17 protein-coding genes are annotated in these 19,878 nt (G+C 70.3%); 10 read left to right on the top strand and 7 right to left on the bottom strand.

Annotation, left to right across the window (positions count from 1 at the left end; all coding sequences use genetic code 11):
- Nucleotides 1–47: 47 nt before the first annotated feature.
- Entirely contained in the window at nt 48–494 is a 447-nt protein-coding gene (locus AB0E78_RS13875) for a nitroreductase family deazaflavin-dependent oxidoreductase (protein WP_361831683.1), read from the top strand.
- 116 nt (nt 495–610) lie between these two features.
- A complete protein-coding gene (locus AB0E78_RS13870; protein ID WP_361831681.1) occupies nt 611–805 on the top strand; it encodes a hypothetical protein in 195 nt (64 codons plus the stop codon).
- Nucleotides 806–865: 60 nt separating this feature from the next.
- On the opposite strand, the gene gndA is transcribed toward AB0E78_RS13870, so the two are convergent.
- A complete protein-coding gene (gndA, locus tag AB0E78_RS13865) occupies nt 866–2,308 on the bottom strand; it encodes an NADP-dependent phosphogluconate dehydrogenase (protein ID WP_361831679.1) in 1,443 nt (480 codons plus the stop codon).
- A gap of 100 nt (nt 2,309–2,408) precedes the next feature.
- Between gndA and AB0E78_RS13860 the strand changes: the two genes are divergently transcribed.
- Both AB0E78_RS13860 and AB0E78_RS13855 read left to right on the top strand, forming a co-directional pair.
- A complete protein-coding gene (locus tag AB0E78_RS13860) occupies nt 2,409–3,380 on the top strand; it encodes an acetylxylan esterase (protein WP_361831677.1) in 972 nt (323 codons plus the stop codon).
- A 115-nt stretch (nt 3,381–3,495) separates the two neighbouring features.
- Nucleotides 3,496–4,689 (top strand): transglycosylase family protein, encoded by a 1,194-nt coding sequence (locus AB0E78_RS13855; RefSeq protein WP_361831675.1) that lies wholly within the window; start codon nt 3,496–3,498, stop codon nt 4,687–4,689.
- Between the two features lie 69 nt (nt 4,690–4,758).
- Here the strand turns inward: AB0E78_RS13855 and AB0E78_RS13850 are convergent, their stop codons facing one another.
- The gene (locus AB0E78_RS13850) at nt 4,759–5,787 is read right to left on the bottom strand and encodes a DMT family transporter (protein WP_361831673.1); all 1,029 of its coding nucleotides are present in this window, start codon (nt 5,785–5,787) and stop codon (nt 4,759–4,761) included.
- A 423-nt stretch (nt 5,788–6,210) separates the two neighbouring features.
- On the opposite strand from AB0E78_RS13850, the gene AB0E78_RS13845 reads away from it, so the two are divergent.
- The 4 genes from AB0E78_RS13845 to glgC are packed head-to-tail and all read left to right on the top strand — an operon-like array spanning nt 6,211 to nt 10,161.
- A complete protein-coding gene (locus tag AB0E78_RS13845) occupies nt 6,211–6,948 on the top strand; it encodes a methyltransferase domain-containing protein (protein ID WP_361831671.1) in 738 nt (245 codons plus the stop codon).
- Between the two features lie 11 nt (nt 6,949–6,959).
- Complete coding sequence (locus tag AB0E78_RS13840) at nt 6,960–7,700, top strand: IucA/IucC family C-terminal-domain containing protein (protein WP_361831669.1); 741 nt, start codon at nt 6,960–6,962, stop codon at nt 7,698–7,700.
- Nucleotides 7,701–7,751: 51 nt separating this feature from the next.
- Nucleotides 7,752–8,918 carry a glycogen synthase gene (gene glgA, locus AB0E78_RS13835; RefSeq protein WP_361831667.1) on the top strand — a complete coding sequence of 389 codons (1,167 nt, stop codon included), beginning with the start codon at nt 7,752–7,754 and terminating at the stop codon, nt 8,916–8,918.
- Between the two features lie 22 nt (nt 8,919–8,940).
- A complete protein-coding gene (gene glgC, locus AB0E78_RS13830; RefSeq protein WP_361831665.1) occupies nt 8,941–10,161 on the top strand; it encodes a glucose-1-phosphate adenylyltransferase in 1,221 nt (406 codons plus the stop codon).
- On the opposite strand, the gene AB0E78_RS13825 is transcribed toward glgC, so the two are convergent.
- From AB0E78_RS13825 to AB0E78_RS13805, 5 genes are all read right to left on the bottom strand, one after another.
- Nucleotides 10,162–11,151, bottom strand: a complete 990-nt coding sequence (locus AB0E78_RS13825) for an ABC transporter permease (protein ID WP_361831793.1) — start codon at nt 11,149–11,151, stop codon at nt 10,162–10,164.
- 29 nt (nt 11,152–11,180) lie between these two features.
- The gene (locus tag AB0E78_RS13820) at nt 11,181–12,143 is read right to left on the bottom strand and encodes an ABC transporter permease (protein ID WP_361831663.1); all 963 of its coding nucleotides are present in this window, start codon (nt 12,141–12,143) and stop codon (nt 11,181–11,183) included.
- 179 nt (nt 12,144–12,322) lie between these two features.
- Complete coding sequence (locus AB0E78_RS13815) at nt 12,323–13,843, bottom strand: sugar ABC transporter ATP-binding protein (RefSeq protein ID WP_361831661.1); 1,521 nt, start codon at nt 13,841–13,843, stop codon at nt 12,323–12,325.
- A 1-nt stretch (nt 13,844) separates the two neighbouring features.
- Nucleotides 13,845–14,942: an ABC transporter substrate-binding protein gene (locus tag AB0E78_RS13810; RefSeq protein ID WP_361831659.1), complete on the bottom strand. Its 1,098-nt coding sequence runs from the start codon at nt 14,940–14,942 to the stop codon at nt 13,845–13,847.
- Between the two features lie 154 nt (nt 14,943–15,096).
- The gene (locus tag AB0E78_RS13805; RefSeq protein WP_361831657.1) at nt 15,097–16,110 is read right to left on the bottom strand and encodes a LacI family DNA-binding transcriptional regulator; all 1,014 of its coding nucleotides are present in this window, start codon (nt 16,108–16,110) and stop codon (nt 15,097–15,099) included.
- A gap of 203 nt (nt 16,111–16,313) precedes the next feature.
- On the opposite strand from AB0E78_RS13805, the gene AB0E78_RS13800 reads away from it, so the two are divergent.
- Nucleotides 16,314–18,923 carry a PA14 domain-containing protein gene (locus tag AB0E78_RS13800; protein WP_361831655.1) on the top strand — a complete coding sequence of 870 codons (2,610 nt, stop codon included), beginning with the start codon at nt 16,314–16,316 and terminating at the stop codon, nt 18,921–18,923.
- A gap of 93 nt (nt 18,924–19,016) precedes the next feature.
- Nucleotides 19,017–19,745, top strand: coding sequence for a hypothetical protein (locus AB0E78_RS13795; RefSeq protein WP_361831791.1), 729 nt, complete (start codon nt 19,017–19,019; stop codon nt 19,743–19,745).
- The last annotated feature ends 133 nt before the right edge of the window (nt 19,746–19,878 follow it).

Genomic DNA, 19,878 nt, shown 5'->3' with positions numbered 1-19,878 from the left:
GTTGCCACTCGGCCCCCGCGTACCCCTTCGACTTCACAGGAGTGGACATGGCGCAGCAGGACGAAGAGGTCATCGTCAGCCCCACCGGCTGGGTAGCCGAACAGGCCCGTGTCTACGAGGAGTCCGGCGGCACGGAGGGCCACGAGACCCGGGGCGTCACCTGCCTGCTGCTCGACTACCGCGGACGGCGCACCGGGCAGTGGCGCCGCACCGTACTGATCTACGGCCGCGACGGCGACGACTACCTCGTCGTGGCCTCGAACGGCGGCAACGACGAGCACCCCTTGTGGTACCGCAATCTCGTCGACGAGCCCGACGTACGACTCCGTGTGGGCACCGAGGAGCGGTTCGCCGCCCGCGCCGAGACCCTGTCGGCCGAGGAGAAGGCCAGGGTCTGGCCGGGCCTCGTCGAGCTGTTCGCCCCCTACGCGGACTATCAGGCCAAGACTGATCGCGACATCCCCGTCGTGCGCCTCAGCCGTACCGGGAACTGATCGGACGGCACTCGGAACTGATCGGACGGCGCGAGGACGCGTGGACTCGGCAGGCGTGGGCACGCGAGGCGGGAGAGAGTGGTCACGACCCCTCTCCGACCTCGATGGAGGAGACCATGACCGTCCCGTTCCCCGACCCCATGCCGCCGAGCCCGATCCCCGACCCGAACGCACCGAACCCCGTTCCGGACCCCGACCGGCCCACGCCGGGCCCCGGCCCGGGCCCCGTGCCCCGGCCCACGCCGGGCCCGCCGCCGACCCCGCTCCCGCCGCCGGGACCGGAGCCCGAGACCGAGCCGAAGCCGGTCTGACGGCGGACGGGGAGGCCTGGGGCCCGACGGCGGCCCAGGGCCTCCCGGCTGGATCAGGCCCTAGGCCCGGACCTCCGAGCGGTCCCCGCCCCACAAGGTGTGGAACGACCCCTCGCGGTCCGTACGCCGGTAGGTGTGCGCCCCGAAGAAGTCCCGCTGGCCCTGCGTGAGCGCGGCCGGCAGGCGTTCCGCACGCAGCGCGTCGTAGTACGCGAGGGCCGCCGAGAAGCCCGGCGTGGGGACACCCTGCCGGGTGGCCGCGACCAGGACCGCGCGCCAGTCGTCCTGGGCCGCACCGATCTCCTGCGCGAACGTCTTGTCCGAGAGCAGGCTCGGCAGATCCGCGCGCGCGTCGTACGCGGCGCGGATGCGGTCCAGGAAGGCGGCGCGGATGATGCAGCCGCCGCGCCAGATGGCGGCGACCGCGCCCAGGTCGATGTCCCAGCCGTACTCCTCGCTGCCCGCGGCGACCTCGTGGAAGCCCTGCGTGTACGACACGATCTTCGAGGCGTACAGCGCCTGCTCGACCTGGTCGGCGAACGCCGCGGCCTCCGCCTCGTCCAGCGCCCGCGCCGTCGGGCCCGCCAACTCCTTGGAGGCCGCCCGCAGTTCGGAGTGGCCCGAGAGGGACCGGGCGAACACCGCCTCCGCGATGCCCGACACCGGGACGCCCAGGTCGAGGGCGATCTGCACGGTCCAGCGGCCGGTGCCCTTCTGCTCGGCCCGGTCCTCGACCACGTCCACGAACGGCTTGCCCGTCGCGGGGTCCACGTGCTTCAGGACCTCCGCCGTGATCTCGATCAGGTAGGAGTCGAGGCGGCCGGTGTTCCAGGTGCGGAAGATGTCCGCGATCTGCGCGGGGGAGTAGCCCGCCACATCGCGAAGCAGCTGGTACGCCTCCGCGATCAGCTGCATGTCCGCGTACTCGATGCCGTTGTGCACCATCTTCACGAAGTGCCCCGCGCCGTCCGGGCCGACGTGCGTGACACACGGCGATCCGTCCTCGGCCTTCGCCGAGATCTTCTCCAGCATCGGGCCGAGCGAGGCGTACGACTCCTGCGATCCGCCCGGCATGATGCTCGGGCCGAGCAGCGCGCCCTCCTCGCCGCCGGACACGCCCGTGCCGACGAAGTGGATGTCCTGCTCGCGCAGTTCACGCTCGCGGCGCCGGGTGTCCGCGAAGTGCGCGTTGCCGCCGTCGACGATCATGTCGCCCGGTTCCAGGAGCGGGGCGAACTCCCGGATGACGGCGTCCGTGGGCTCGCCCGCCTTCACCATGATGACGAGGCGGCGCGGGCGCTCGAGCGCCGCGACGAACTCCTTGGCGGTCTCGGTGGCGATGAACTCACCCTCGTGACCGAACTCCTCGACCAGCGCCTGTGTCTTGGCCGCCGTGCGGTTGTGCAGGGCGACGGTGTAGCCGTTGCGTGCGAAGTTGCGGGCCAGATTGCGCCCCATGACCGCGAGGCCCGTGACTCCGATCTGGGCTGACGTGCTGCTCATGCCGTGACTCCTGGAAGTGGAAGTGCCGGTGATGTTCGCCAGTATCGCCCCGCGGCGTAGCGTGACATTGACGACACTGTGTCCGACGAAGGAGCCGCCCGTGCCCCATTTCGACATGCCGCTCGACGAACTGCGCCGCTACCGGCCCGAGGTGACCGAGCCCGAGGACTTCGACGCGTTCTGGGAGAAGACCCTTTCGGCCGCACGCGAGCACGACCTGGACGCCCGCTTCGTCCCCGTCGACGCGCACCTGAGCACGGTCGACGTCTTCGACGTGACGTTCGCGGGATTCGGCGGCCACCCCGTCAAGGGCTGGCTGATACTGCCCGCCGGGACGACCGAGCCACTGCCCACCGTCGTCGAGTACATCGGGTACGGCGGCGGCCGAGGCCTCCCGCACGAGCGGCTGCTGTGGTCGGCGGCGGGCTTCGCGCACTTCGTGATGGACACCCGGGGGCAGGGCAGCGGCGGTTCGCCGGGCGACACCCCCGACCCGGTCGGCAGCGGGCCCGCCTACCCCGGCTACATGACGCGTGGCATCGAGGACCCCCACGAGTACTACTACCGCCGCGTCTTCACCGATGGCGTACGGGCGGTCGAGGCGGCCCGCTCGCATCCGCTGGTGGACTCCTCGCGGGTCGCCGCGGTCGGCGGCAGCCAGGGCGGCGGGATCACGCTCGCCGTCGGCGGACTCGTCCCGGACCTGGCGGCGATCGCGGCAGACGTGCCGTTCCTCTGCGACTTCCCGAGGGCCACGACCCTCACCGACCGGCCGCCGTACCGGGAGATCGCGCTCTACATGAAGGCGAAGCGCGGCGTCGAGGAGCGCGTCTTCCGTACGCTCTCCTACTTCGACGGCGTGCACTTCGCGGCGCGGGGCACGGCGCCCGCGCTCTTCTCGGCGGCGCTAGAGGACATGACGTGCCCGCCGTCCACGGTGTTCGCCGCGCACAACGCCTACACGGGGGCGGAACGTTCGATGGAGGTGTACTCCTTCAACGATCACGAGGGCGGTGGCCCCTACCAGCAGAGTGTCCAACTGCGTTGGCTCCCGGAGCACTTGAAGGGCTGACCGATGGCGCGCCCCCTCGGTCGCGCGCCCTTGTCACGGTTGGGTCGGACCGGCTAACTTGCCGCCTTGTCGTGTGTCCGACGTGACTGTGATGTGTGTGACCGAGGGAGCTCTCATGGCCGTACGCGGTCGGCACCGCCGGTATCAGCCGAACCGGATCAACCGAGCTTCGCTGACCGTCACGGCGGGGGGCGCCGGGATGGCGCTGCCGCTGATCGGCACGGGCACGGCGGAGGCGGCCGACGTCGACACCTGGAACAAGGTCGCGGCGTGCGAGTCCACCAGTAACTGGAGCATCAACACCGGCAACGGCTTCTACGGCGGCCTGCAGTTCACACAGTCCACCTGGGAGGCGTACGGCGGCACGGCCTACGCCCCGCGTGCCGACCGCGCGACCAAGGACCAGCAGATAGCCGTCGCCGAGAAGGTCCTCAAGGCGCAGGGCCCGCGGGCCTGGCCGGTCTGCTCGGAGCGTGCGGGCCTGACGCGGGGCGGCGACGCACCCGACGTCACGCCGGTGAGCGCGCCCAAGAAGGCCGCGCCGAAGGCACCCCAGCGCCAGGTCAAGGACGTCAAGCCGGAAGTGACCCCGCAGTCCACCGCGGGCCGTGGCCAGATGTACACGGTCGTCCGCGGCGACACGCTCTCCCAGATCGCCGACGAACGCCGGGTCCGCGGCGGCTGGCAGCAGTTGTACGAGGCCAACCGCACGACCATCGGCGGTGACCCCGATCTGATCACGCCGGGCCAGCGGCTCGCACTGCAGGCCTCGCAGAAGCGGGCGGCCGCCGGGAAGCCGAAGCCGCACACGGAGCCCAAGCAGCGGGCCGAACCGAAGGCAGCGCCGAAGCCGAAGGCCCAGCCCAAGGCCGAGCCGAAGAAGGCGAAGCCCGCCCAGGCCTCGCGGGGCATGTCCGCACCTGTGGCCGCCTCGCCGAGCACGCCGTACCGCGCCGCGGGCGGCTCCTGGTCGAAGGGCTATCACACGGGCGTCGACTTCCCCGTGGCCACCGGCACGTCCGTGAAGGCCGTCGCCGCGGGCACGGTCGTCTCGGCGGGCTGGGGCGGCTCGTACGGCTACGAAGTGGTGATCCGGCACGCCGACGGCAAGTACTCCCAGTACGGCCATCTCTCGGCGCTCACCGTGAAGGCCGGGCAGAAGGTCGGCGCGGGGCAGCGCATCGCGCGCTCGGGGTCCACGGGCAACAGCACGGGCCCGCACCTGCACTTCGAGATCCGCACGGGGCCCGGCTTCGGCTCCGACGTCGACCCGCTCGCGTATCTGCGGGCCGGCGGCGTCCGGATCTGACACGCGTAAGCCCCTGAGGAACGCATCCTCAGGGGCTTCAGGACGTGCTGCGGCCTCGGGCCAAGGCCCTCAGGAGCCGATGCGCTCGCGCCCGTGGCCGTGACGGAACAACACCCGGCGGTGCGGGTGCGGATGCGGGTGTGCGTCCGGTCCGGCCGCGGGCTGTGGGGGCACCGCGGGCAGCTCGTGCGTCCGCGCCTCGGAGGCCGTGGCGTCGGCCGCCACCGGACCGCCCTTGGCCACCGGCACTGTCGCCGGAACACCCTGCGCGCCGATCCGCTCCGTGGTCAGCAGGATCAGACCGCCCGCCGCGACGACCCCGAAACTGAGGGCGACGATCGTGCCCGCAGCGCCGTAGCGGAACGATTCGCCGAAGAGCGTGAGGCCCACCGCGGCGGCGACGACCGGGTTGATGACGGTCACCGTCGACAGCGGCGCCGCGAGGCCCGCACCCCGGTAGGAGGCCTGCGAGATCAGTACACCGGCGCCGGCCAGGACGGCGATGACGGCGAGGCTCGGCACCTGCCGCGTCAGCGACACGTGCGCGTCCAGGTCCACCGCCACCGTCTTGGTGAACACCGAGGCGATGCCGAAGGCGACGCCCGCCGCACTGGCGAGCAGCACGCTGCGCACCACCGGATGACGGTGCACCGCGTGCGCCACGACCATGAGCGCCACCACGGCGCCCGCCGTCACCAGCGCCACCATGACCCGCTCGGCGTCGTCCAGGGACTGCGCGTCGGCCGACTGCGTCAGGGAGAGCAGCCCGGCGAGACCCACGGTCGCCATGATCGCGCCGCGCCACGCGGTGGCCCCTGCCTTGCGGCGCACGAAGAGGGCGGCCATCGGCAGGGCGAAGACGATGGTCAGGGCGCCGAGCGGCTGCACCAGGCTCAGCGGCCCGTACGCGAGCGCCACGACGTGCAGGAGCGCACCGAGGCCGTTCAGCGCGATGGCGAGCCACCAGATGCCCCGGCGCATCGGGGCGTACCGCCGCTCCGGCGTGCTCACGGCGACGCGCTCCTGCAGAATGGCCCCGCCCGCGTAGGCCACGGCCGAGACGAGGGAGAGCAGCACGGCGAGCGTGAGGGCACTCATGAGGTGCTCCACGGCTTGCGTTGCGCCCCCTGGTGGGCCCGGGGCGTCCGGCGCGGCGAACGGTCGGCTTCCATAGTCACTACGATCTCGCGAATTTCGCTCCACGTCGTCGTACCTCAGCAGGCATTGGGTCCTACTGCCGATGGAGTACGACCGGGAAGATGTCCTCCCCCGGGTGGGTTACGCGGCGGTTCGGCAGATCATCCAGAATCTCGAAAATTCTTGCGAGAGCGCACTCCGGAACGCCCCCGTACAGGCCCCTGGGCGCGCCCTGGACGCACCGGACCGCCTTGTGCGGGGTGCGGCCCCTCCGCGCCGCTGCCACCCCCTCGAACGACCGTCAACGGGCTTACGCTCACACGGTCTGACCTGGGCTTTCATGGCGCCCGACCGTATTCTTGACCCTCGTGGAAAGGGGTCCGGATGCACCGGAACATACGCAGTGTCGATGACGTCCTGAAGCTCATGGACGGCCTGTTCGCGGCGGAGGCCGACCGGTGGACCGCCGACGCGGCGAGCTGGTGGGACGGCTTCTACACCGACCGGTCGAGGCCGGTGCCCTTCTTCGTGGCGAAACCGGACGAGAACCTGGCCTCGTACGTCGAGCGAGGCCTCGTCACGCCGGGCCGCGCCCTCGATCTGGGCTGCGGCCCCGGACGCAACTCCCTGTATCTGGCGTCCCTGGGGTTCCAGGTGGACGCCGTCGACCTCTCCCCGGCAGCCGTCGCCTGGGCCGAGGAGCGGGCCCGCGAGGCCGGGGCGGACATCCGCTTCCGCCGCGGCGACGCCTTCGCGCTCACGGAGGCCGAACTGGGCGGCCCGTACGACCTGATCCACGACTCGGGCTGCTTTCACCACCTGCCGCCCCACCGCCGCGTCAGCTACCTCTCCCTGCTCGACCGCGCCCTCGCCCCATGCGGCCACCTCGCGCTCACCAGCTTCGCCGCCGGAGACCCGGGCTCCGGTTCCGAGCTGCCCGACGCGGACCTCTACCGTGCGTCCGGGCTCCAGGGCGGCCTCGCCTACACGCCGGAGTCCCTGCGCTGGATCTTCTCCGACCTCACGGAGGTCGAACTGCGCCGCATGCGCGACGAACCGGCCGGCTCCCCGTACTTCGGCGAGCCCTTCCTGTGGACGGCCCTGTTCCGCAGGGACGCCTAGGCTCTGCTGTCGTGACAGCCTCTCTCGACCTGACCGAAGTCGGCTCCGTCGGCGGATTCTTCGCCCTGCGCACGGGGGCGCCGCCCGACGGCGCCCACGTGACGCCCCTGGCACGGCTGTACGCGGGGGATGCCGGGCCCCTCGCGTTCCGCGTCGACAAGGTCGCCGCCCGGCTCGGGGCGCCCGACGCGCGCGTCGCGGTCTCCGTGGCACAGCTGGGGCTCGCGGCACGGCTGTGGTCGGTGGCGCTCGGCTCGGCCGCGCTGCACGGCGAGCTGCCCGACCTCGACCCGGGGCTGCTGCACTGGGACGCGGACGGCAGCTCGCCCGACGACCTGTGGCTCACGGACGTGCGGACACGGCCCGGCGACGCCGCGAGCATCCGGGAGGCCGTACAGCACGGCCATCTGGCGCCCCTGGCCGACGTGTTGCGCACGCGGTACCGGATCTCCGCGCCCCTGCTGTGGGGCAACGCGGGCTCCGCGCTCGCCGGGGCGGCCCGCGAACTGGACACCTGGGCGCGCCGCACGGGACGTACCGATGTGGGGGAGCGGGCACGGGCGCTGGCCGCCGCACTCTTCGACCACCCCGACCTGCGCGGCACCGGAACTCGGCGCGGCACCGCGTTCCGCCGCCGCAGCTGCTGCCTCTACTACCGCTGCCCAAGCGGCGGCCTGTGCGGCGACTGCTGCTTCGACCGGCCGCCCCAGAGGTCGGTGCGGGCCTCTTCCCCACCGGGCGCTTCTGGGTGACCATGAGGGGGCGGGCGACCGACGGCTGGGGCGGACGGACGGAGGTTCTGCGTGCGAGTGGGACTGCTCACCCGGGAATACCCACCTGATGTGTACGGCGGAGCCGGAGTCCATGTCGAGTTCCTCGCACGGGAGTTGGAGTCCCTCGTCGACGTGGACGTGCACTGCTGGGGGAATGGCGGGTCCGTCGGCGGACCCATGCGCCACCAGGCCTGGAACTCCCTGGAGGGCGCCAACGACGCCCTGCGCACCTTCTCCGTGGACCTGTCCATGGCGGCCGCCCTCACGGGGTGCGACCTGGTCCACTCCCACACCTGGTACGCCAACCTCGCGGGCCACTTCGGCAAACTCCTGCACGGCATCCCGCACGTCATGACCTCGCACTCCCTGGAGCCACTGCGCCCCTGGAAGGCCGAGCAACTGGGTGGCGGGTACGCCCTGTCCAGCTGGGCCGAGCGCACCGCCGTCGAGGCCGCGGACGCCGTGATCGCCGTCTCGCGCGGCATGCGGGACGACATCCTCGGCTGCTATCCCGCCATCGACCCGGCGAAGGTGCACGTCGTGCACAACGGCATCGACACCGGCCTGTACCGCCCCGACCCCGGCACGGACGTCCTCGAACACCTGGGGATCGACCCCGAGCGGCCCTACGTCCTGTTCGTCGGACGCATCACCCGGCAGAAGGGCGTGCCCCACCTGCTGCGCGCCGCGAAGGAGCTGGACCCCGCGACGCAGCTCGTGCTCTGCGCCGGAGCCCCCGACACCCCGCAGATCGACGCCGAGTTCCGCGTGCTCTTCGAGGAGCTGAGCCGCGTCCGCGGGGGAGTCCACTGGATCCCGGAGATGCTGCCCCGGCCGCAGATCATCCAACTCCTCGCGCACGCCCAGGTGTTCGTCTGCCCGTCCGTGTACGAGCCGCTCGGCATCGTGAACCTGGAGGCGATGGCCTGCGGCACCGCGGTCGTGGCATCGGACGTCGGAGGCATCCCCGAGGTCGTCGCCCACGGAAGCACGGGACTCCTCGTCCCGTACGAGGAGAAGGAGCCGGCGGCCTTCGAGGCGCGGCTCGCACAGGCCCTGAACGAACTGGTCGCCGATCCCGGCGCCGCGACCCGCATGGGCGCGGCCGGACGTGACCGCGCCGTCAGGGAGTTCGGCTGGGACGCGGTCGCGCGACGCACGACCGGCGTGTACGAGGAGTTACTCGAGTCCAAGTGATCCCAGTTAAGGGGGCGGCGCGATGCGCGGTGGACCTTCGGTGCTCGGAATAGTCCTGGCGGGTGGTGAGGGGAAGCGCCTGCAGCCCCTCACGGCCGACCGGGCCAAACCAGCGGTCACGTTCGGCGGCACGTACCGCCTCGTCGACTTCGTGCTCTCCAATCTCGTCAACGGCGACATCCTGCGGATCTGCGTGCTGACGCAGTACAAGTCGCACTCCCTGGACCGGCATGTCACCACCACCTGGCGGATGTCGAGCCTCCTCGGCAACTACGTCACGCCGGTCCCGGCACAGCAACGCCTGGGCCCGCGCTGGTACTTGGGAAGTGCGGACGCGATCCTGCAGTCCCTCAACCTCGTCCACGACGAACAGCCCGACTACATCGCGGTGTTCGGTGCCGACCACGTCTACCGCATGGACCCCCGGCAGATGCTCAACCAGCACTTCGAGAGCGGCGCCGGGGTGACGGTGGCGGGCATCCGCGTGCCGCGCTCGGAGGCGTCGTCCTTCGGCATCATCACGCCCGCCCGGGACGGCCGGCGGGTCGACCGGTTCCTGGAGAAGCCCACCGACCCGCCCGGCCTGCCCGGGTCGCCGCAGGAGGTGTTCGCCTCCATGGGCAACTACGTCTTCACCACGAAGACCCTCGTCGACGCGATCCAGCAGGACGCCGAGGACGACAACTCCAAGCACGACATGGGCGGTTCGATCCTGCCCATGCTCACCGAGCGCGGCCTTGCCCAGGTCTACGACTTCGACGACAACCACGTGCCGGGGGAGACCGCGCGCGACCACGGCTACTGGCGGGACGTCGGCACGCTCGACGCGTACTACGAAGCGCACATGGACCTGATCTCCGACCAGCCCGTCTTCAACCTGGACAACCGCCGCTGGCCCATCTACACCCACCCGGGCGGCTTGCCGCCCGCCAAGTTCTGCGCCGCCGGCATCGCCAGCGAGTCCATCGTCAGCCCCGGATGCGTCATCCGGGGGCAGGTCACACGCTCCGTGCTCTCGCCCGGCGTGACGATCGAGGACGGGGCGGTCGTACAGGGTTCGGTGCTGCACGACAACGTCAGTGTGGGCAGGGGAGCGGTGGTGCGGGGCGCCGTGCTCGACAAGAACGTGGACGTCCCGCCCGGGGCGACGATCGGCGTCAACCCCGAGCGGGACGAAGAGCTCTACACGGTGTCGAAGGGGGGAGTGATCGCCCTGGGCAAGGGCCAGATCGTCCCCCTGTAGCTACAGCACACGGCGCCTGCGGCCCAGCCATGTCTGCGCGATCACGACGAGGGCCAGGAAGGCGCCGCTGACCACCTGTTGGTAGGCGGAGTCGAGCGAGCCGATCTGGTTGATGACGTTCTGGATGACCTTCAGGAGCAGCACGCCGACGAGCGAGCCGCTGATGAAGCCGAATCCGCCGGTCAGGAGCGTGCCGCCGATGACGACCGCCGAGATCGCCTCCAGTTCCATGCCCGAGCCGAGGATGGTGACGCCCGAGACCAGCCAGGCCGCGTTGAGCGCGCCCGCCAGGCCCGCGCAGAGCCCGGAGATGGTGTAGACGGTGACCTTGGTGCGGGCCACGGGGGCACCCATCAGGGCCGCCGCGTCCTCGTTGCCGCCGACCGCGTACACGTACTGGCCGAAGCGGCTGCGGCGCAGGACCACGGCGCCGGCGACGAAGAGGACGAGCGTGATCCAGACCGGGGCGCCGACGCCGAGGACCTTCCCCTGGCCGAGTGTCGCGAAGAACGAGTCCTTGTCGACCAGATAGGTCTTCGACCCCTCGTCGGTGATGGACAGGAGGATGCCGCGGGCGCCCAGCATCGCGGCCAGCGTCACGATGAAGGGGGCCAGCCGGGAGCGGGCGATGAGGAGGCCGTTGACCAGGCCGATGAGTCCGCAGACCGCGAGCGGCAGGAGCAGCGCCACCGCCGTCCCGTACTGCGAGCCCCAGGCCGCGAGGACCCCGCCGAGCGCGAACAGCGACCCGACGGAGAGGTCGATGCCGCCGGTGATGATCACGAAGGTCATGCCCAGGGCGACGACCGCGAGGAAGGCGGAGGAGACCGCCATGTTCTCCAGGTTGTCGCCGGTCAGGAACGTGTCGAAGCTGGCCGACGCCGCGATGACGGCGACCACCAGGGTGACCAGGGCGCCGTGCTGCTGGGCGAGTGCGCTGACACGCTCGGAGCGGCTCGCGCCGGTGGGTTCGTCGTCGCTCGGTTTCATGGACTTGGCCTCGGATAGGACGGTGCCGGTCACCGCTTGCCCCTCTCCCGTGCCGCGTAGACGGCGAGAATGATCACTACGGCCTGGGCGATCTGTGTCCAGGAGGGCGGCAGATCGTGCTTGATGAGCGTGGCGGTGAGCAGCTGGATCAGTACGGCGCCCGCGACGGTGCCGCCGATCCGTACGCGCCCGCCGCTGAGCGGGGTGCCGCCGACCACCACGGCGGTGATCGCGGACAGTTCCATCAGGTTGCCCAGCGAGGTGGGGTCGCTGGCGGTGAGACGGGCCGTCGCCAGGACGCCCGCGATCGCCGCGAGGGCGCCGGAGCAGACGTACACGAGGATCAGGACACGGCGTACGGGGAGTCCCGCGAGGCGCGCGGCCGGGCGGCTGTCGCCGATGGCGAGCAGTTGTCGTCCGAAGGTGGTGCGCCGGACGACGAACGCGACGAGGAGTGCGAGTGCCGCCGCGATCAGGACGAGGTAGGGGATGCCGAGCACGGCGCCGGAGCCGAGCGAGGCCATGGTCGGGTCGCGTACGTCCTTGAGCTGGGGGAGGAGCACGAGAGCGAGGCCGCGGCCCGCGACCATCAACGCCAGCGTGGCGACGATGGGCTGGACGCCGATGAACGCGATGAGCGAGCCGTTCGCGATGCCGATGACCGCACCGCCGATGACCGCGACGATGATCGCGATCCATGTCCCGTAGCCGAGGTAGAGGGAGAGCAGTGACGTGGAGAGCGCCATGACGGAGCCGACGGAGAGGTCCACGCCCTCGCTGCCGATGGCCAGCGCCATGCCGAGCGCGACGATGAGGACGGGGGCGACCTGGACCGCCTGGGTGCGGAAGTTCTCGGCGGAGAGGAAGTGCGGGGTGAGCGCGATGTTGAGCAGCAGGAGGACGGCTACGCCCAGGTATACGCCGTAGTTCTGGAGGAAGCGGAGGATGCGTTCGCGGTCGGCGGCTTTTGCTCCTAGGGCGAGGTCAGTCATGAGTACTCCGGGTGCGCCTTGGCTTCTCGGTGAGGCGGGGCCGCGCCGGTATGTCCGTCCTCGCTATCGTCCGGTGGCCCCATGGGTACTTCGGCACCGGAGTCCTGCGAACCGTGCTCCGGGCGGACATACCGGCACGTCCCCTCGGGTTGGTCTGGCGGCTGCGGGCGGGTCGGGGGCTAGTCACCTGGGCTCCCGGTTGTTGCTATCGCTCGCATGAGGGCGTCCTCCGTGACCTGGGCGCCGGTGAGTTCTTCGATCACCGTGCCGTCCTTGAGGACAATCACTCGGTCTGAGCCCTCGATCAGCTCTTCCATGTCGGAGGAGATCAGGAGTACTGCGAGGCCGTCGTTGGCCAGCTCGTCGATGAGCTTCTGGACCTCGGCCTTCGCGCCGATGTCTATGCCTCGGGTGGGCTCGTCGAGGAGGAGGACCTTGGGGTTCATGGCCAGCCAGCGGGCCAGCAGTACTTTTTGCTGGTTGCCGCCCGAGAGTTCGCCCACCTTCTGGTGGGGGCCCGAGGCCTTGATGCGCAGGCGCTTCATGAAGGTGTCCACGATGGAGTCGATCGCCGACTCGTTCACCAGGCCGAAGCGGGAGAGGCGGGGAAGCGCGGCGAGGGCGATGTTCTCGCGGACCGAGAGGCCGGGGACGATCCCCTCGGCCTTGCGGTCCTCGGGGAGGAGGCTGATGCCCGCGCGGATGGCGGCGGGCGGTGAGCCCGTACGGACCGGCGCGCCCGCTATCACCACCCGTCCGGAGTCCGGCGGCAGTGCTCCCGCGATGGCCTTGGCCGTCTCGCTGCGGCCCGAGCCGAGCAGTCCGCCCAGGCCCACCACCTCGCCGGGACGGATCTCGACGGACACGCCATGCAAGTGGTGAAGCATCGTCAAGTTCTCTGCCCGAAGCACTGGTTGGGTCTCCGGGGCGTGTTCTCCGGAGAACTTGGTGACGCCCTCCTCGCGTACCTCCCCGACCTCGCGCCCCAGCATCAGCGAGACGAGGCGGAGCCGGTCGAGGTCCGCGATCCGGCCCGTGTGCACCAGCTTGCCGTCGCGCAGGACCGTGACCGTGTCGCACACCTCGTAGAGCTCTTCGAGGCGGTGGCTGACGTAGATCACCGCGATGCCGCGGTCCCGCAGCATGCGGATCACGCCGAACAGCGTCTGGACCTCGCGGGGTTCGAGGGACGACGTCGGCTCGTCCATGATGACGACCTGCGCGTCGACCGAGACCGCGCGGGCCAGGGCCACCATCTGCTGGGTTCCGACCCCCAGTTCACGCAGGGGGCGGCGCACGTCGACCCGAATACCGAGCCGCTGCAGGGCCTCGTCCGCCTCGCGGTGCATCCGGCGGAAATCGATGAGACCCAGACGGCCGCGCGGCTCGCGGCCCAGGAAGAGATTGCGGGCCACGCTCATCAGGGGGACGAGGTTGACCTCCTGGTAGATGGTGGAGATGCCCGCGTGCTGGGCGTCGAGGGGAGTGGCGAAGCTGACCGGTTCGCCGTTGTGGGTCAGCTCGCCCGCGTCCGGCGCGTACACGCCCGTCAGGACCTTGATGAGGGTGGACTTGCCCGCGCCGTTCTCGCCGATCAGGGCGTGCACCTCACCGGCGCGCGCGGTGAAGTCGACCCCGTCCAGGGCGCGTACGCCCGGAAACGTCTTGCTGAGGTGGGTGACCGAGAGGACGTCGGACATCTCAGTACGCCTTGCCGAGGTCCGCCTTGGCGTTGTCCTTCGTGTACGCGCTGTCCTTGATGACGATGTCCTGCGAGACCTTCGTGCCCTTGGTGAAGGTGTCCAGGGTCTGGAAGGCGAGCGGGCCGAAGCGCGGGTTCGACTCGATGACGCCGGAGATCCAGCCGTCCACGATGCCCTGCACGGCGTTGCGCGTGCCGTCGACCGTCACGATCTTCACGTCGCCGGCCTTCTTGCCCGCGCCCTTGAGGGCGTTGACCGCACCGAGGCCCATCTCGTCGTTCTCGGCGTAGATCCCGTTGATGCCGGGCTTGGACTGGATGAGCTGCTCGGTGACCTGCTGGCCCTTCTCGCGGGCGAACTCGCCCGTCTGCTTGAAGACGACCTTCAGGTCGGGGGCCTTCTCCTTGATGCGGTCCTGGAAGCCCTTGGTGCGTTCGGTGGTGACGTTGTTGCCCGCGGCGCCCAGCAGGATCGCGACGTCGCCCTTGCCGCCCGTCGACTTGATCATCTGGTCGGCCGCGCGCTTGCCCTGCTCGACGAAGTCGGAGCCGATGAAGCTGACGTAGTCCTTGCAGGCCTTGGCGTTGATCTTGCGGTCGATGGTGATGATCGGGATGTGCTTGGCGGAGGCCGCGCGCAGCACCGGCTCCCAGCCGTCGGAGTTCAGCGGTGCGATGACAAGCAGGTCGGCGCCCTTGGCGATGAGGTCCTGGACGTCGCTGATCTGCTTGGAGAACTGCGACTGGGCGTTGGCGGTGAGCAGCTTGACGCCGCGCTTCTTCGCCTCGGCCTTGATGGACGCCGTCTCCGCGATGCGGAAGGGGTTGGCCTCCTTCTCGGACTGCGAGAAGCCGACGGTGGCGCTCTTGAGGTCGAGCTTCTTGCCGCCGTAGGCGTCGATCGCGCAGGCCGGTCCGCCGCCCTCGCTCGGCTCCGAGACGACCTGGCCGGAATCACCCTTGTCCTGTGACGCTGAGCTCTTGTCGCCGTCGTCCTCGGACTTGGCGCAACCGGTGGCCAGCGCGAGGCTCGCGACGAGACCGGCGGCGAGGAGGGTCCTGGCTGAGGTACGGCTAAGGCGTGTGGTCGGCTTCATGGAGTCCCCAAAACGGCACGGCCCCGGCGCTGAGAGCGCTCACGGGAGGATGGCACTTGCGGTCAACTCGGCGGTACGGGGAGCTTTTTACATCGTTGAAAGAGGGCTGTAAACCCTCCGCGCAAACGGAGGCCTCCGCTGCCGACGGGACCGCTCAGCGCCGGCCGAGCGTGCTTTCGCGCTCCACCAGGCGGAATTCCGCGGCCAGTTCACGCCCTTCGGGCTCGCCCGGGCCCTCCAGGCTGCGCAGCAGCGAGGCCACCGCGAGCCGGGCGATGGCCTGCTTGTCCGGCGACACCGTGGTCAGCGTGACCGCCCCGAACTGCCCCTCGGCGATGTCGTCGAAGCCGACCACCGCCACGTCCCACGGCACGCGCAGGCCCCGCTCGTGCAGCACGCGCATGGCGCCGATCGCCACCAGGTCGTTGTAGGCGAACACCGCGTCGGGCCGCACTCCCGCGTCGAGCATCCGCGCCATCGCCTTCGCCCCGTCCCAGCGGTTCCAGCCACCGACCGGGCCGACCAGATTGTCCGGCGCGGCGATCCCCGCCTGCGTCAACTCCTCGCGCCAGCCCTGGAGTCGAAGATTCGCGGGACGGTTCGCGGAGTCCGTGCGGGCACCGAGATACGCGATGCGGGTGCGGCCGCGGCTGATGAGGTGGCGTACCGCCGTGCGGGCCGCCGCGACGTTGTCGATCGCGATGTGGTCGTAGGGCAGGTCGTACTGGCGCTCGCCGAGCAGTACCAGCGGGACGTCGTCCTCGCGGCCGAGGAGGTCGGCCGCCTCCAGCTCCAGCGGGCTCAGGATGAGACCGTCGATGACCCGGGCGCGAAAGCCCTGACTGACCAGGACCTCCTGCTCACGGTCGCCCCTGGTGTGGTCAAGCAGGACCGTGAAGTCGTGCTCGGCCGCCGCGTCGATGACCGCGCCCGCGAGCTCGGCGAAGTATGGGTTGCCCAGCTCCGGAACGGCCAGCGCGATGATTCCCGTACGGCCTTTACGCAGGTGACGTGCCGTCAAGTTCGGTCGGTAGCCCAGCTCGTCGATGGCCTCCTGGACGCGTGCCCGCATCGCCGGGGTGACGTGCTGATACTTGTTCACCACGTTCGAAACGGTCTTGATCGAGACGCCCGCGCGCTCCGCGACGTCCTTGAGGCTAACCCGCACGTGCAGCTCCCTGCGTCGAGGTGCACCCCTGTCCTGGGGTGATTGTCGTGACCCTGGACAGCGCGCCGGAGAGCGTGCTGTCATGCCAACTGCCGTTCCTTCCAACGTTGTACAGATTCGTTGTACAGACTGCGGCGGCGGCCCGCCACCCCCTTCCCCGGCCTTCGAAGCACCGCTTCAAGCAAGGAGGATCTGTGCGCCCCATGAGACCCAGACGAGTCAGGCAGCGGCTGATACTGCTGCTCACCGTCGCACTCGCCTGCGCCGGACTGACGGCCGTCCCGGCCGCGACGGCCGCCGACGAAACCCCCGACGTCCACGGCCTGAAGGGCGAGTACTACACCCAGTCCGCCCCCGGCGCCTTCGACTTCCACGAGCTCAAGGCCACCGGCTTCGACCAGAAGATCGACTTCGACAACCTCGACCCCCGCCTGGCCTTCGCCACCGGAAAGGCGGATGACGCCACCGTCCGCTGGACCGGCAAGGTCGTCCCGGAGAAGACCGGATCGCACACCTTCTCCATGATCGGCGACAACGGCTTCCGCCTCTGGGTCGACGGCAAGCTCGCCATCGACCACTGGGTCGACGACTGGGACAAGGAACAGACCGCGCAGCCCGTCGAGTTGACGGCCGGCAAGGCCTACGACATCAAGGTCGAGTACTTCGAGCACTACGGCGGCTCCAACCTCCACCTGCGCTGGACCGAGCCCGGCGGCAGCAAGGAAGCCGTCCCGCAGTCGGCCTTCCGCCTCCCCGACGGCTTCGACTACGACGGAGCCACCGCCGCCACGGTCCTCAAGGACGGCCGCACCCTGAAGCTGGACTTCGCCCAGAAGCTCGGCGCGCCTCCGAACGGTCTCGCGGACCACATCGAGGCCGTCATCGGCGGCGCGAAGTGGCCGATCAGCACCGTCAAGGCCGACCCCAAGGACTCCCGCGCCCTCCTCGTGGGCCTCAAGGAGCCCGTGGTCGGCAACAAGACCGGCACCGCGAAGGGCACCGCCGACCTGCGCTACGACGGCAAGGGGGGCCTGGCCGGCGACGACGGCAAGGCGGTCGCCGCCTTCTGGAGCAGCGGCCCCAACCACTCCGAGCACCAGCTGCGCACCAAGTTCGCCGATGACGTGAAGCCGGGCAACGTGCTCCCCGAGTACCCCCGCCCCCAGCTCACGCGTGACTCCTGGCGCAACCTCAACGGCTCCTGGCAGTTCGCCTCCGCCAAGGAGGGCGAGAAGCCGCCGGTCGGCAAGAACCTCGCCGAGAAGATCCTCGTCCCCTACCCGGTGGAGTCCCAGCTCTCCGGCCTGGAACGGCACGAGGACCGCATGTGGTACCGCAGGACCTTCACCGTCCCCCAGGGCTGGAAGGTCGGCGACGGCAAGCGCCTCAAGCTCAACTTCGGCGCGGTCGACTGGCAGTCCGAGGTCTTCGTGAACGGCAAGAAGGTCGCCGAGCACAAGGGCGGCTACGACAAGTTCAGCGCCGACATCACGGACGCCCTGAAGCCCGGCAAGACCCAGGAACTGATCGTCGGCGTCTATGACCCGACCGACGCCAAGAACGGCGAGAACCCGCCCGTCGGCAAGCAGCGCCTGGACCCCAGCGGCATCTGGTACACCCCGTCCTCCGGCATCTGGCAGACGGTGTGGATGGAGCCGGTGGCCACCGACCATGCCGACTCGCTCAAGATCACGCCCGACGTGGCCACCAAGCAGGTCACCGTCGAGCCCAAGGGCGTCCGCGACGGAGTGCCGGTCAAGGCAGTCGCGTACGAGGGCAAGAAGAAGGTCGCCGAGGCGAGCGGACGCACGGGCACACCCCTCAAGTTGAAGATCGCCAAGCCGCACCTCTGGTCGCCCGACGACCCCTTCCTCTATGACCTGAAGGTGACCGTCGGCCGCGACAGCGTGAAGAGCTACTTCGGGATGCGCTCCCTCGCGGTGGAGAAGGTCAACGGCACGACGCGCACCATGCTCAACGGCAAGCCCACCTTCCTGATGGCCACGCTCGACCAGGGCTTCTGGCCCGACGGCCTGCACACGGCGCCGACCGACGAAGCGCTGGCGTACGACCTGAAGATGCACAAGGAGATGGGCTTCAACTCGGTCCGCAAGCACATCAAGGTCGAGCCCGACCGCTGGTTCTACTGGGCGGACAAGCTGGGCCTGATGGTCTGGCAGGACATGCCGGCGATGGACGCGGGCCGTAGTCCGAGCGCGGCGGCGCGCACCCAGTACGAGTCCGAAATGAAACAGATGATCGACGAGCACGCGAACCACCCGTCGATCGTCATGTGGGTCACCTTCAACGAGGGCTGGGGCCAGTACGACGAGGGCCGCATCGCCACCCAGGCCAAGGCCTGGGACCCGACCCGCCTGGTCAACGGCATGTCGGGCCTCAACCTCGGCCGCGACGGCGGCACCGGCGACATCATGGACGAGCACGGCTACCCGAGCCCGGCCCTGCCGCCCAAGCCCGACGGAGTACGGGCGCAGATCAACGGCGAGTACGGCGGTCTCGGACTCGCGGTTCCCGGCCACGCCTGGTCCGTCCAGCAGAGTTACGTCGACGTGGACCCGGCGACGTACACGGACGACTACCTCACCAAGCTCGACGAGGTGCGCGCCCTCGCCTGCAAGGGGGGCAACGGCGCCGTCTACACCCAGATCTCGGATGTGGAGGGCGAGTTGAACGGTCTGATGACCTACGACCGCAGGGTCGTCAAGCCCGACGTGAAGCGGCTCAAGGCAGCACATGAGGCCTTGATCGGCGACGCGTCGCGGCCGGATCCGGCGGGGTGCCCGGGTTCCTGACCCGGGTGCGGTGGCGCTCCGGCCCGGTCGGCGGGCCGGAGCGCTTAACCCGTGGACGCGGGCCGGTTCTCCGTGCACCATCAGTTCGTGATCATGGATGACGAGAACAGCGGGTGGGTGCGCGCCGCGGCCCGCAACAACGCCGAATGGTGCGACGCGGTCTGCCGCGCGCACGGACTGCCGGGGGAGTTCGGCGCCGGGGTGTGGAGCAGCGCGCGGCGGACGCCGCCGCTGTACCCGGACGCCGCGACCCTGACCGCCGGTGCCGATGCACGTGACGTGGTCTCCCGCATCGACACCGCGTCGCCGGGCTGCTCGGTCAAGGACAGCTTCGCCGACCTCGATCTGGAGCCGTGGGGTTTCGAGGTGCTCTTCGAGGCCCAGTGGATCCACCGCCCGGCGGGCGAGGCCCCCGGGGGCGGATCCTCCGAGGTTCGCTGGGAGCCGCTAGGCGGCGCGGACTCCCTGCCCGCGTGGGAGACGGCGTGGAGCGGCGGCGACGAGCCCACCGGCCTGTTCCGGCCGGAGCTCCTTGCCGACGGCGAGACCACGATCTTCCTGGCCGGTCATGCGGCAGGGCGGATCGTCGCGGGCGCGATCGCGAGCCCCGGCGATGCGGTCCTTGGCATCTCCAACCTCTTCGCCACGGATGACGCGCCGGGCGGCGAGGCGGCCGCCTGGGCAGGCTGCCTGGCAGAGGCCGCCCGCCGCTGGCCCGGCCTGCCCGTCGTCGGATACGAGAGCGGGGAGAGCCTCGACGCGGCGGTGAGCCAGGGGTTCACGCCGGTCGGACCGCTGCGGGTGTGGCTGCACACCGGCTGACAGGACGGGACAAGACGTGCCGTGACGGTCGCGTCGTCGGGCAGCCGGAGGTCTCCCACCTCTTGACGCCTGCGACGCGACCACCGAAGAATGATCGCGTTCCGCGCTGTGACAACGTTGTCCAAGGAGGCGT

This window comes from Streptomyces sp. NPDC032198, from assembly GCF_040636975.1.
Classification (GTDB): Bacteria; Actinomycetota; Actinomycetes; order Streptomycetales; family Streptomycetaceae; genus Streptomyces.
The sequence above is the reverse complement of the archived record's forward strand: the minus strand, read 5'-3'. Positions and strand labels throughout refer to the sequence as shown.